Origin of the sequence: Streptomyces sp. NRRL B-3229, from assembly GCF_000719505.1 — a bacterium.
In the GTDB taxonomy this organism is placed as follows: Bacteria; Actinomycetota; Actinomycetes; order Streptomycetales; family Streptomycetaceae; genus Streptomyces; species Streptomyces griseorubiginosus.
Genome location: NZ_JOGP01000001.1, coordinates 286,253 through 298,192, shown reverse-complemented (window position 1 = coordinate 298,192; position 11,940 = coordinate 286,253). Strand labels below are relative to the sequence as shown.

General features: G+C 74.1%; 11 protein-coding genes. 4 read left to right on the top strand and 7 right to left on the bottom strand.

The window, feature by feature from the left end:
- Window positions 1-6: 6 nt before the first annotated feature.
- From IF54_RS0101340 to IF54_RS0101320, 5 genes are all read right to left on the bottom strand, one after another.
- The gene (locus IF54_RS0101340) at window positions 7-900 is read right to left on the bottom strand and encodes a dihydrodipicolinate synthase family protein (RefSeq protein WP_030313518.1); all 894 of its coding nucleotides are present in this window, start codon (window positions 898-900) and stop codon (window positions 7-9) included.
- A 31-nt stretch (window positions 901-931) separates the two neighbouring features.
- Entirely contained in the window at window positions 932-2,329 is a 1,398-nt protein-coding gene (locus tag IF54_RS0101335) for an NAD(P)/FAD-dependent oxidoreductase (protein ID WP_030313517.1), read from the bottom strand.
- Complete coding sequence (locus tag IF54_RS0101330; protein ID WP_030313516.1) at window positions 2,322-2,621, bottom strand: (2Fe-2S)-binding protein; 300 nt, start codon at window positions 2,619-2,621, stop codon at window positions 2,322-2,324. Before IF54_RS0101330 ends, IF54_RS0101335 begins: the two co-directional genes overlap by 8 nt.
- The gene (locus IF54_RS0101325; RefSeq protein ID WP_030313515.1) at window positions 2,618-3,775 is read right to left on the bottom strand and encodes an NAD(P)/FAD-dependent oxidoreductase; all 1,158 of its coding nucleotides are present in this window, start codon (window positions 3,773-3,775) and stop codon (window positions 2,618-2,620) included. Before IF54_RS0101325 ends, IF54_RS0101330 begins: the two co-directional genes overlap by 4 nt.
- 120 nt (window positions 3,776-3,895) lie before the next feature.
- Window positions 3,896-4,708, bottom strand: a complete 813-nt coding sequence (locus tag IF54_RS0101320; RefSeq protein ID WP_030313514.1) for a hypothetical protein — start codon at window positions 4,706-4,708, stop codon at window positions 3,896-3,898.
- A 324-nt stretch (window positions 4,709-5,032) separates the two neighbouring features.
- Here IF54_RS0101320 and rsgA point away from each other — a divergent pair, with 324 nt between their 5' ends.
- The 3 genes from rsgA (at window position 5,033) to IF54_RS0101305 (ending at window position 8,223) form a co-directional block, all read left to right on the top strand.
- Window positions 5,033-6,124, top strand: a complete 1,092-nt coding sequence (gene rsgA / locus IF54_RS0101315) for a ribosome small subunit-dependent GTPase A (RefSeq protein WP_030313513.1) — start codon at window positions 5,033-5,035, stop codon at window positions 6,122-6,124.
- A gap of 234 nt (window positions 6,125-6,358) precedes the next feature.
- The gene (locus IF54_RS0101310; RefSeq protein ID WP_030313512.1) at window positions 6,359-7,744 is read left to right on the top strand and encodes a DNA-3-methyladenine glycosylase 2 family protein; all 1,386 of its coding nucleotides are present in this window, start codon (window positions 6,359-6,361) and stop codon (window positions 7,742-7,744) included.
- Window positions 7,741-8,223, top strand: coding sequence for a methylated-DNA--[protein]-cysteine S-methyltransferase (locus IF54_RS0101305; protein WP_030313511.1), 483 nt, complete (start codon window positions 7,741-7,743; stop codon window positions 8,221-8,223). The genes IF54_RS0101310 and IF54_RS0101305 overlap by 4 nt, the downstream gene beginning before the upstream one ends.
- Here IF54_RS0101305 and IF54_RS0101300 read toward each other — a convergent pair.
- Both IF54_RS0101300 and IF54_RS0101295 read right to left on the bottom strand, forming a co-directional pair.
- Window positions 8,220-8,591, bottom strand: coding sequence for a PPOX class F420-dependent oxidoreductase (locus tag IF54_RS0101300; RefSeq protein ID WP_030313510.1), 372 nt, complete (start codon window positions 8,589-8,591; stop codon window positions 8,220-8,222). The two genes, IF54_RS0101305 and IF54_RS0101300, sit on opposite strands and share 4 nt — an antisense overlap.
- 67 nt (window positions 8,592-8,658) lie before the next feature.
- The gene (locus tag IF54_RS0101295; RefSeq protein ID WP_030313509.1) at window positions 8,659-9,141 is read right to left on the bottom strand and encodes a DUF456 domain-containing protein; all 483 of its coding nucleotides are present in this window, start codon (window positions 9,139-9,141) and stop codon (window positions 8,659-8,661) included.
- A 179-nt stretch (window positions 9,142-9,320) separates the two neighbouring features.
- Here IF54_RS0101295 and IF54_RS43180 point away from each other — a divergent pair, with 179 nt between their 5' ends.
- Window positions 9,321-11,912 (top strand): protein phosphatase 2C domain-containing protein, encoded by a 2,592-nt coding sequence (locus IF54_RS43180; protein ID WP_234438891.1) that lies wholly within the window; start codon window positions 9,321-9,323, stop codon window positions 11,910-11,912.
- Window positions 11,913-11,940 lie beyond the last annotated feature (28 nt).

The window sequence follows — 11,940 nt, the reverse complement described above, 5'->3', positions numbered from 1 at the left end:
CCTCCCTCAGGCCAGTCCGGCCGCGAGCGCCTTCTCGGTCGCGGCCCGGACGGCGGCCTCCTGCTCGGGCAGCAGCGCCACCCGGGGCGGACGGCAGGTGCCGCCGTGCCGCCCGGCGATGTCCATGGACAGCTTGATCGCCTGTACGAACTCGACCCGGGAGTCCCACCGCAGCAGCGGATGCAGTTGCCGGTACAGCGGCAGGGCGGTGTCGAGGTCGCCCCGGGTGGCGGCCCGGTACAGCTCGACCGAGGACTTCGGCAGGGCGTTGGGGTAACCGGCCACCCAGCCCTTGGCACCCGCGACGGCCAGCTCCAGCAGGACGTCGTCCGCGCCGACCAACAGGTCCAGTTCCGGGGCGAGTTCGGCGATCCGGTAGGCCCGGCGGACGTCTCCCGAGAACTCCTTCACGCCCTGGATGTGTCCCTCGCCGTGCAGCGTGGCGAGCAGCTCCGGCACCAGGTCGACCTTGGTGTCGATGGGGTTGTTGTACGCGACGACCGGCAGCCCGGCCTTCGCGACCTCGGCGTAGTGGGCGATGACGGCCCGCTCGTCGGCGCGGTAGGCGTTGGGCGGCAGCAGCATCACCGACGCGCAGCCCGCCTCGCGCGCCTGCTCGGCCCAGCGGCGGGACTCCGCCGAGCCGTACGCGGCGACTCCCGGCATCACCCGCGCACCGCCGACGGCGGCCACGGCCGTCTCGACGACCTTCGCGCGCTCCTCCGGGGTGAGCACCTGGTACTCACCGAGCGACCCGTTCGGTACGACCCCGTCGCAGCCGTTCTCGACCAGCCAGGCGCAGTGCTCCGCGTACTTGTCGTAGTTCACGGACAGGTCGTCGTCCAGCGGGAGCGCGGTGGCGACGAGGACTCCGCGCCAGGGACGAAGGTCGGTGGTCATACGGGTCTCCCTCTCGATGGGGTGTGACATGTCATCGGCTCTCGTTCTCCCCGGCCCGAGCCAGCACCCCCAGCGGCACCGGCCGCGCGAAGGGCCTGCGTACGGCCGTCTCCGCGCACCCGGCGACGCCGGCGACCCCGGGCCCGCACATCCGGCCCTGGCACCAGCCCATCCCGGCCCGCGTCAGCAGCTTCACGGTCCGCAGATCACCGGCCCCCAGCTCGCGGACCGCCTCCCGCACCGCACCGGCCGACACCTCCTCGCACCGGCACACCACCGTCTCGTCGGTGACCTGCTCGGCCCAGCGCGGGGGCGGCGCGTACACGGAGTCGACGGCGGCGAAGAAGGCGCGCAGCCGCTCCCGGGTCCGCGCGGCGGCCGCCCACCCGCGCGGATCCGGCTGCCGGCCGGAGAGCCGCGCGGCGATCGAGCGCCCGGCGATGTGCCCCTCGGCGAGCGCGAGGGCGGAGCCGCCGATCCCCGTGGTCTCGCCCGCCGCCCACACGCCCGGCACATCGGTGCGCTGCTCGTCGTCGGCGTACACGTCCGTGCCGTCGACCCGGCAGCCGAGCGCGTCGGCGAGGTCGGTGTGCGGCAGCATGCCGTGACCCACGGCAAGGGTGTCGCAGTCGAGGCGCCGCCGGGTGCCCGGGCGCACCCGCCCGTCCCGGTCGAGCGCCGCGACGGTGACCGCCTCCAGCCGCTCGGTGCCGTGCGCCTCCACGACGGTGTGGTGGAGGAGAGTGCGGACTCGGTGCCGGGTCAACTTCCCTGTGTAGAAGGCCCCTTCGGCGAGCTTGCCGGGCTGGGCCGCCAGCGCCCGGGACCGCCGCAGGAACGCTCGAGGAGCGGCCGAGTCCACCAGCGCGGCGACCGTCGCGCCCGCCGTGGCGAGCCCGGTGGCCACCGGCAGCAGCAGCGGTCCGGTCCCGGCGACGACCACGGTACGGCCGGGCAGCACGAGCCCGCCCTTGAGCATGGCCTGCGCCCCGCCCGCCGTGACGACGCCGGGCAGCGTCCAGCCGGGGAAGGGCAGCACCTTCTCATAGCCGCCGGTGGCGAGGAGGACGGCGTCGGCCCGCACCTCGGCCGGCTCCTCCTGCCCGGCACCGAGGAGGGCGTGCACGGTGAAACCGGCGGCACCACGGCGTTCGACGAACCACACATGATGATCCGTCAAGTGCCGTACCCGGCCCGCCCGTACATGACCGTCCAGCCCGTCCCGCAGGCGCTCCCAGGTGCGCCACTGGTGGTGCAGTGCCTGTGGGCGCCGGGCGCCCAGGCCTGGCGCGGGCTGCCGGTAGAACTGCCCGCCCGCCTCCGGGGCCGAGTCGACGAGCACGACGTGGATGCCGCGCGCAGCCGCGGCGAGGGCGGCCGCGAGCCCGGCCGGGCCCGCGCCGATCACCGCCAGGGTGGGTTCACTCATCGTGGCCGGTCCCCTCCTGGGTGCGGATCCGGTCGCCCGGGCGCAGGGGCAGCAGACAAGCCCGTTGGTTCGGGCGGTCGTTGACGGTCACCAGGCAGTCGAAGCAGACGCCGATGCCGCAGAACAGCCCGCGCGGGCGGCCCTCGCCCCGGGTGCCTCGCCAGGAGGTGACGCCCGCCGTCCACAGCGCGGCGGCGACCGTCTGACCGGGCAGGGCCTCGATCTCCCGCCCGTCGAGCGTGACGGTGAAGGCGGGACCGGGCTCGGCGCGCGCCAGTTCCAGCGGGTTCACACGGCCTCCTCGGTGTCGGGGAACCGGTCGGGGCGGAAGGGCGCGAGACCGAGCTCGGGGATCCCACCGGTCATCACCTGGGCGATCAACCGCCCTGTCCCCGTGGACAGTCCGATCCCCGCGCCCTCGTGCCCGCATGCGTGGAACAGCCCCGGCACCCGGGGGTCGGGGCCGATCGCCGGCAGATGGTCGGGCATGTACGGCCGGAAGCCCAGGTAGGTCCGCATCGCGCGCACCCGCTCCAGGAACGGGAACAGCCGGGTCGCGCCGGCCGCCAGCGCGCGCAGGGCCGGCAGCGACAACGACCGGTCGAAGCCGACCCGTTCACGGCTCGCGCCGACGAGGACGGGGCCGGCCGCCGTCCCCTCGACGACCGGTGAGGTCTGGAGGGCCGCCGAGTCGCTGGCCACGTCCGCCACGTAGTCGGCGGCGTACACCTTGTGGCGGATCAGCCGGGGGAGCGGCTCGGTGACGAGGACGAAGCCGCGCCGGGGGAGCACGGGCAGGCCCGCCCCCGCCAGTGCGGCCAGCTCCCCGCCCCAGGTCCCGGCTGCGTTGACGACGTACGGCGCGTGGATGTCCCCCCGGTCGGTCCGTACCCCGCGCACGGCACCTGCCGTGTCACGCGCCACCTCGGTCACGGTCGTGCCGGTGAGCAGACGGGCACCCGAGGCCCGTACGAGATGGGCCGCGGCCAGCGTCGGCATGACCTGGGCGTCCTGGGGATACAGCACACCGCCCGCGAGACCGGGCGCCAAGTGGGGCTCCAGGTCGTGGAGTTGCTCCGCGGCCACCCGCACCGCCTCGACTCCCGCGGTCCGTTGTCCGATCGCGAGCTTCTCCAGGGCGTCGAGACCGTGGGGAGTGGAGGCGACGACCAGGCCGCCCTTGCGCTCGTACTCGATGAGCCCGCCGAGCTCCTCCGCGAGCTCGGTCCACAACCGGCCGGACAGCAGGGCGAGTTCTAGCTCGGGGCCCGGTTCCTTGTCGGAGACCAGGAGATTGCCCTCACCGGCGCCGGTCGTGCCGCCGGCCACCGGGCCGCGGTCGACGACGGTCACGTCGAGGCCTGCCCGGGCGGCGTACAGAGCACAGGCGGCGCCCACCATTCCGGCTCCGACGACCACGACATCGCAGGTCAGTCGCTTGCTCACGCCAGTACCATGTCACATGGCGCTCAGCTCGGGAACACCCCCGGCCACGCCCGGTCGTCGTCGTAGTCCGGCCGCCGGGGGGCCGCCGCCCGCCGCCCGCCGCCCCGCCCGTCCGTACCGTCACTCGATCTCGCTCGGGTCGCCGGACGGGGTACGGCCCGCCTGCACGTCCTGGAGACGAGCCGTTCCCAGCTTCACGGCGGTCTCCGTGCTGTCGTGGTCCGCGCCGCCGAGACCGCCGTTGGTGACGGTGATCGCGTCCGCGCCGACCCGCACGGCAGCGACGTCGAGGGTGAGGGTGGTGGGCGTACCGCCCGACGTGCCCTGGACGGTGACCTGCAACCCCTGCCGGGCGTCGCCCTCCTTGGGCAGTGGGGCCTCGACCACCTGGACCGTGCGCTTCCCGGCCGAGCTGTCCGTGGCCGTGAACTGGTCGCACTTGTCCGGCAGGCTCTTCAGCCAGGAGAAGGAGGAGTCCAGCGTGTTCTTGTCGTAGGCGGCGACCTGGTACAGCAGCCGGGACTCGCCCTCCTGGAAGCCGGTGAGCGCGCTCGCCCCCGACGGCTTGCCCAGGAGGTCGTCGTCGTACAGCGCGTCGAGGAGCTTCTGGCAGTCGGCCGCGTTCGTCTTCGCGGTGAGGAAGTCGGCCACGTCGACCTTGCCGACCAGGAGACTGTCCTGCCAGCCGGCCGCGTTCTTCACCTGGTCCCAGTCGCCCTCCAGGTCCGCCTCCGTCACCAGCGCCGCCTTCGCCCCCGCCGCCGTGAGCGCGGACGGGGACTCCTGCGCGAGCGGCGAGGAGGAGATCCGCGTGGTGTCCGCGCTGCCCGCCCCGCTGTCGTCACCGTCCGAACAGGCGGCTGTCGTCAACAGGGCACCGGCCGCCAGGGCCGAGGCGAGCACACGGACGGGGCGGGGCGGACGCTGGGTCATCACGAGGTCTCCTGGACGTGGGCGAGGCCTTCCGGTGCCTTCCATGCCACAGCCGCCGGTCGCGTACGACCAACGCACAGGGCTGTTCGAGTGAGTGCGCGGTGACGAGAAAACCCGTGGCGCGCACGGAAGGGGCCCTCTAAAGTGAGGACCGCTTCGCACGCCGGCTCACGGCCGCCGTGCCTGACGAGCTTGGAAGAGGAGGTGTCGACCGATGGCTGTCTTTGCGATGAGCGCTGCCCGCATCCAGATCATCACGTCCACCTCCGTGGCCCTCGGCTGACCTCATATTCCTGTGCCGGGCCACCCTGTGAAGGGTCTCCCTTGACTTCCACCTCAGTTTTCACCGCTCTCGCTCCCTACGGCTGGGACGAGGCATGGGCGAAGGAGTTCGCCCCCTACGAGCCCGAAGGGCTCATCCCCGGCCGCGTGGTCCGGGTCGACCGCGGGCAGTGCGACATCGTCACCGCCGACGGGACACTGCGCGCCGACACCGCCTTCGTCACCCCGCACGACCCGATGCGGGTCCTGTGCACCGGCGACTGGGCCGTCGTCGAACCCGGGGGCAACCCCCGCTACGTACGGACGTATCTGCCGCGCCGTACCGCTTTCGTCCGCTCCACCTCCTCCAAGCGGTCCGAGGGGCAGATCCTCGCGGCCAACGTCGACCACGCCATCGTCGCCGTGTCACTGGCCGTCGAACTCGACCTCGGCCGCATCGAACGCTTCCTCGCCCTGGCCTGGGAGTCCGGTGCCCAGCCCCTCGTCGTGCTCACCAAGGCGGACCTCGTGCCGGACCCGGTCACGCTCTCCCACCTCGTGCAGGACGTGGAGATGACGGCCCCGGGAGTGCCCGTGCTGACCGTCAGCGCCCTGGACGGCGACGGCCTCGACGTCCTCGTCGCGTCCGTCTCCGGCGGTACGACCGTGCTGCTCGGGCAGTCCGGCGCGGGGAAGTCCACGCTGGCCAACGTGCTCGTCGGCGAGGACGTGATGCAGGTGCACACCACCCGGGACGTCGACGGGAAGGGCCGGCACACGACCACCACCCGCAACCTGCTCGCCCTGCCGGGCGGGGGCGTGCTGATCGACACCCCCGGCCTCAGGGGCGTGGGGCTGTGGGACGCCGAGACCGGCGTCGGACAGGTCTTCGCCGAGATCGAGGTGCTGGCCGAGCGGTGCCGGTTCCACGACTGCGCGCACGAGGCCGAGCCGGGGTGCGCGGTGCTCGCCGCGATCGACTCCGGGGAGCTGGTGCAACGGCGGCTGGAGAGCTACCGGAAGCTGATCCGGGAGAACCAGCGGATCGTGGCGAAGACCGACGCGCGGCTCCGTTCGGAGATCCGTAAGGAGTGGAAGAAGCGGGGGGCGCAGGGGAAGGCGGCGATGGAGGCGAAGAGGGGGCGCTGGGCGTAGTCGTTCGGGTGCGGCGGGGTGCGGGGCTGGTCGCGCAGTTCCCCGCGCCCCTGAGTGGGTGCAGTCCTGGCATGCCCAGCTGCAACCTGCCTAGGGGCGCGGGGCTGTATCCATGTGCGGCTCCGCCGCGTGGGCGCGACCGGCTACGACGGACCCGCACCACCCACGCACCGCACCCCCACGTCCGTTTTCCGCCAGCGGCACCTCCGCGCACGGCGGAGACTGGAACGCGTGATGGACGAAGACACCAGGTACGAAGCCGTCCGCAGCAGGGACGCCCGGTTCGACGGGGAGTTCTTCTTCGCTGTCCGGACGACCGGGATCTACTGCCGGCCCAGCTGCCCCGCGGTGACCCCGAAGCGTCACAACGTCCGCTTCTACCCGACGGCCGCCGCCGCCCAGGGCTCCGGATTCCGGGCCTGCCGGCGGTGCCGCCCGGACGCGGTGCCCGGTTCCGCCGACTGGAACGTCCGCGCCGACGTCGTGGGCCGGGCGATGCGCCTGATCGGCGACGGAGTCGTCGACCGGGAGGGCGTCGCCGGGCTCGCCGGCCGCCTCGGCTACAGCCCACGCCAGGTTCAGCGGCAGCTCACCGCCGAGCTCGGCGCGGGACCCGTCGCCCTGGCCCGGGCCCAGCGGGCCCACACCGCCCGTGTCCTGCTCCAGACCACCGCCCTGCCGGTCACCGAGATCGCGTTCGCGTCCGGCTTCGCCAGCGTGCGGCAGTTCAACGACACGGTCCGCGAGATCTACGCCGCCACGCCCACCGGCCTCCGGGCCGCCGCCAGGACCGCCCGCCGCCCGGCCACCCCCACCGCGGGCATTCCGCTACGGCTCGCCCACCGCGGCCCCTACGAGTCCGCCGCCGTCTTCGACCTACTGGAGAACGAGGCCGTTCACGGCGTCGAGGAGGTGACCGGAGCACCGGGCCGGCGCACCTACCGCCGCACCCTCCGCCTCCCGCACGGCACCGGGATCGTCGCCGTCCTCGAACGGCCCGGCACGGTCAGGGCCCCCTCCGGCGCCCACCCCGGCGGCTGGCTCGACGCCCACCTGCATCTGACCGACCCCCGCGACCTGACCACCGCCGTCGGACGGCTGCGGCGCCTGTTCGACCTCGACGCCGACCCCTACGCCGTCGACGAGCGCCTGGCCGAGGACCCGCGGCTCGCCCCGCTGGTCGCCGCCCGCCCCGGACTCCGCTCGCCCGGCGCCGCCGACCCCGAGGAGCTCGCGGTACGGGCACTGATGGGCCGTACCGCATCCGAACGGCTCGTCCTGCGTCACGGCAAGACCCTGGACGCCCCCTGCGGGAGCCTCACCCACCTCTTCCCCGAGCCCGCCGCCCTCACGGAGGCGACAGGACCACTGGGCGCGCTCGCCACCGCCCTGGCCGACGGCGCCGTACGGCTGGACCCGGGTGCCGACCGCGACGAGGCGCAGCACGCGCTGCTCGCCCTGCCCGGCCTGGACGCCCGTACCGTCGCCACCGTCCGCGCCCGCGCGCTCGGCGACCCCGATGTCGCCCCACCCGGCCTCGACACCCCCGACAGCTGGCGCCCCTGGCGCTCCTACGCCTGGCAACACCTGCGCACAGCAGGAGAGTTGGAGACATCATGACCACCCGCTGGACCCGCCTGGACAGCCCTGTCGGCGAACTGCTCCTCACCGCCGACGAGACCGGCGCGCTGACCTCGCTCTCCGTGCCCGGACAGAAGAACGGCCGTACCGTGCAGGAGGGCTGGCGGCACGACCCCGGCCCCTTCCGGGCGGCCCGGGAGCAGCTCGACGCCTACTTCGCGGGTGAACTCAAGGAGTTCCAGCTGGAGTTGCGCCCCGAGGGCACCGAGTTCCGCACCCGGGTCTGGGACGCCCTGGACGACGTCCCGTACGGCGCGACCACGACGTACGGCGAGATCGCCGCCCGCGTCGGCGCCTCCCGGGTCGCGGTACGGGCCGTCGGCGGTGCGATCGGCGCCAACCCGCTGCTGATCGTCCGCCCCTGCCACCGGGTGATCGGCGCGAACGGCTCCCTGACCGGGTACGCGGGCGGCCTCGAACGCAAGACGGCCCTGCTCACCCTGGAAGGGGCGCTCTAGCCCTCCTCCAGACCCCAGCTGTGGATGCGGCGCGGATGAATGCGGATCACTTCCTCGCTGAAATGCGGGCCCAACTCGTGCGGGCCGGTGAGGAGTTCCGCCTCCCCGCGGATGTCGATGCCGCGTACCGTCCACGGCCTCAGGCTCACGATGTCGTCGACGACCAGCGCGACCTTCGGGTTCCGCTGGAGGTTGCGCCACTTCTTGGTGCGGCCCATCGCGTGGCCGCCGATCAGGATGGTGCCGTCGTCCTGCGGGAAGAAGCCGACCGGGTTCGCCTGCGGCTGCCCGTGCTGATCGACGGTGGCCAGGCGTCCCAGCCGCTGTGACTTCAGGTATGCGCGCTCGGCCTCGCTGAATGCGGTCATGGCAGACACCCAAACACGTGCGAGGGAACCGCACATCGGAATCCGGTCCTGGGGCCGCGGTCCTGTGTCAGCCCCACAGCACCGTCCCCAGCCACGCGCCCATGATGAGCAGGCAGGTGAACAGCTCCGCCAGCACGCTGGAGCCGCCCGAGCGCATCGCCTGCCGCAGCGCGGCCCGCGCCTCCCCGTGCCGGCCGAGGCGGAGACGTTCGCAGACGTAGACGCCCGCCATGAAGCCGGGGATCGCGCCGAGCACGGGGACCAGGAAGAACCCGAGGAACGCGCCCGTCCCGGCGTACACCGCCATCCTCGGGGTGGCGCCGCTCTCCCGCAGTCGGCGCGGTGGCAGCGCCCAGCGGACCACCTGGGACAGGAACAGGGCGACGGTGGCCGACACGAGCACGAACCAGGCGACCGGCTGGGGATCCTTCAGCGCCCACCACAGGACCGCGGCCCACACCAGCCACGACCCCGGCACTCCGGGCACCAGGACGCCGACCAGGCCGAACAGCATGACCAGGCCGACCAGCAGGAGCTCCCACACCCCCATTCGTCCAGGGTGCAGGAGAGGGCGGGGACGCGCAGGTCAGCGAGTTCGGCGCCGGGGCGGACACCTTTCGTCACACCTGTTCGACGGTTCACTCGACACGCCGTTCGAGGCACTCGGTCGTGCACCATTTTTGTGGATGCCCCGTTTCCATACGGCTCCCGCGGTGGACAATTGGGGGCATGAGCCAGCAGGGGGGTAGGCCCACGGGTCACGAGGACGACTGGTGGGGGCAGCTGTACGACTCCACGGACGACACGGGCCCCGCACCGGCCCCGGACACCCTGGACGACCGCTTCGCCTCGGCGGCGGGGGCGGTGGAGGACGGCGGCGGAGGTGCCGTCGGGCCGAGCGCGCGACCTGCTGGCGGCGTGCCGGCGCCGCGCTTTCCCGAGCCGGGTGTCATGGAGCTCGGCCTCTCAGGGTCCGGTGGTGCGGAGTCCGGCTTCTCAGGGTCCGGTGGTGCGGACTCCGGCTTCTCAGGGTCCGGTGGTGCGGAGTCCGGCTTCTCCGGGGCCGGTGTTGAGCCCGGCGCCACCGCGCCCGGCTTCTCCGAGCCGGGGGACGTGCCGCCTCGCACGAGCAGCGGTCGGGACCCCGGCCGGGACCCCCGCTTCCCGGAGTCGGCGCCCGGCACCGCTCAGGGCCCTGTGGCCTTCCCTCCCGGCCCCAAGCCCCCTGGCTTCGACGAACGCGGCCCGTCGGACCTCCCGCCGTCGCCTTCCGGTGGGCGTACGTCCACGGAGACACCTCCCGTCACGAACGTCCCGGCGTCCCGCAGGCCCCCCGACGCCCCGAGGCCACCCACCGCGGCACCGCCACCTCCCACGGCCCCGCCACGCCCGGCGACACCACCCCCGCCACCGGAGGACGGCGACTGGGGCGCGCGGGAGGACTGGGGAGCTGAGCGGGGCAACGGTCGGGACGGTGCCTCGCAGGCGGCTGCCGGGCGGGTGCCTGGAGACGGGGGCCGCCGGTCCGAGTCAGGTGCCGGCTCCGGCCGGCCGGATGCGCGGGACGTCGGCGTGGGCGGTCCCGCGCAGGGCGACGACCGGCCCGGTCCGTACCACCCCGGTGCCTTCGGCTACGCCGAACCTCATGCCGGCACGGACTCGCGCATGGGCGGCCCCGGTCCGGACTCGCGCACAGGCGATTCCGGTCCGGACCCGCGCACAGGTGACTCCGGCCCGGACCTGCGCAAGGGCGACCCCGGCGTCGACCCGGACCCGCGCAAGGGCGACCCCGATGCGGGCTCCGTCTCCCCGGGCGGCTCCGGGGACGCGTCCTCCCAGGCCGGCCCCCGCCGCCCCGGGGCCCCCACGGCCCGCCGTGACGAGCCCACCCACCGCGCCGAAGGAGACTGGTGGGCCACCCCGGCTCCCGGCACCCCGCAACCCGCTGCGCCCACCGCCCCCACCGGCCCCGGCTCCACCCAGCCCAACCCGACGCCGGAGCCCCCCGACCAGGTCCGCGACGCGACGTCCGGCGGGGGTTCCTCCCCACAGCGCGGCGAGACCACGACCGACCGCCATCCCGAACCCGGTCCCCATACGGCACCGAACGCATCCTCAGCGCCCGGTCCCACCGCCGCCCCGGCAGCCGACGCCCACTCCACACCGGCCCCCGACCGCCCGTCGGCCGCCCCGCACGTCACCAGCCCCCCGTCACCCGCCCCGGACCCGGCAGCCGAAGCCCACGCCACCTCGGCCCCCGATCGCCCGTCGGCCGCCCCGCACGCCACCAGCCCCCCGTCACCCGCCCCCGACCCCCTCCGCACAGCCACCCGAGTGGACCTCCCCACGCTTCCTCCCGCCCCGGTCGGATTCGTGGGGTCCGGGCCGCCCACCTATGACGCCGAGCCCACCGCGCTCCCGCCCGCCGATCCCGACGAGCTCGACGACCTCGTGGCGGACACCGTGCTGGACGGGGCCAGGTACGGGGCCTGCACGCTGCGGGCGGTGTCCGTGCGGGGGGACTCCGCGAGGTTCCGGGGGGAGCCGAGGAGGGACTCCCTGCTCACCGCCCGTTTCGGCACCGGCGACCAGGCGCTGGTGCTCGTCGCCATGGCCACCGGCGCCCGCGCCACCCCCGGCGCCCACCGGGCCGCCGCCGAGGCCTGTCAGTGGATCGCACGGGCCGTGGGACGCAGCCACGCCCGCCTCGCGCAGGACATCGGCGCCGCCCGCCGCGGCGACCTGAAGTCCGGACTGCACCGTCTCACCGACCGCAGCCTCGGCAGACTCCGGGCCAGCGCCGCCGAGCAGGGCATCGACCCCGAGGAGTACGCGGCCACCCTGCGCTGTCTGCTGCTGCCCGCCGACCCCGACTGCCGGGTCCGTGTGTTCTTCGGCGTGGGCGACGGCGGTCTCTTCCGGCTCCGCGACGGCGAGTGGCACGACATCGAACCCCTGGTCAGCGAGGTCACCGGAGAACCCGTCGTCGGCTTCGGCTCGCTGCCCTCCGAGACCCCCGACGGCGACCGCCTCACCATGGACCTCGGCATCCCCACACCCCCGAGCCCCTACGAACCCGCCCCGGAACCGCCCCGCGCACCCTTCCGCTTCCGCGCCTCCGTCGCCCGCCCGGGTGACACCCTCCTCATGTGCACCGGCGGCCTCGCCGAACCCCTGCGCGGCGAACCCGAACTGTGCGAGTACCTCACAGGACGGTGGTCAGGGCCCCCGCCCGGACTCGCAGCGTTCCTTGCCGACAGCCAGGTGAGAGTCAAGGGGTATGCCGACGACCGGACGGCCGCCGCGGTTTGGGAGGCGTGATCGCGGCCATTGTGGATTGATGGACCCA

Bases quoted from the DNA above. Each gene is read 5' to 3' on its own strand.
- IF54_RS0101305 (WP_030313511.1), top strand. From the start codon at position 7,741: ATGACCACCCGCTGGACCCGCCTGGACAGCCCTGTCGGCGAACTGCTC.
- IF54_RS43180 (WP_234438891.1), top strand. From the start codon at position 9,321: ATGAGCCAGCAGGGGGGTAGGCCCACGGGTCACGAGGACGACTGGTGG.
- IF54_RS0101295 (WP_030313509.1), bottom strand. From the start codon at position 9,141: ATGGGGGTGTGGGAGCTCCTGCTGGTCGGCCTGGTCATGCTGTTCGGC.
- IF54_RS0101310 (WP_030313512.1), top strand. From the start codon at position 6,359: ATGGACGAAGACACCAGGTACGAAGCCGTCCGCAGCAGGGACGCCCGG.
- IF54_RS0101335 (WP_030313517.1), bottom strand. From the start codon at position 2,329: ATGAGTGAACCCACCCTGGCGGTGATCGGCGCGGGCCCGGCCGGGCTC.
- IF54_RS0101320 (WP_030313514.1), bottom strand. From the start codon at position 4,708: ATGACCCAGCGTCCGCCCCGCCCCGTCCGTGTGCTCGCCTCGGCCCTG.
- IF54_RS0101300 (WP_030313510.1), bottom strand. From the start codon at position 8,591: ATGACCGCATTCAGCGAGGCCGAGCGCGCATACCTGAAGTCACAGCGG.
- IF54_RS0101340 (WP_030313518.1), bottom strand. From the start codon at position 900: ATGACCACCGACCTTCGTCCCTGGCGCGGAGTCCTCGTCGCCACCGCG.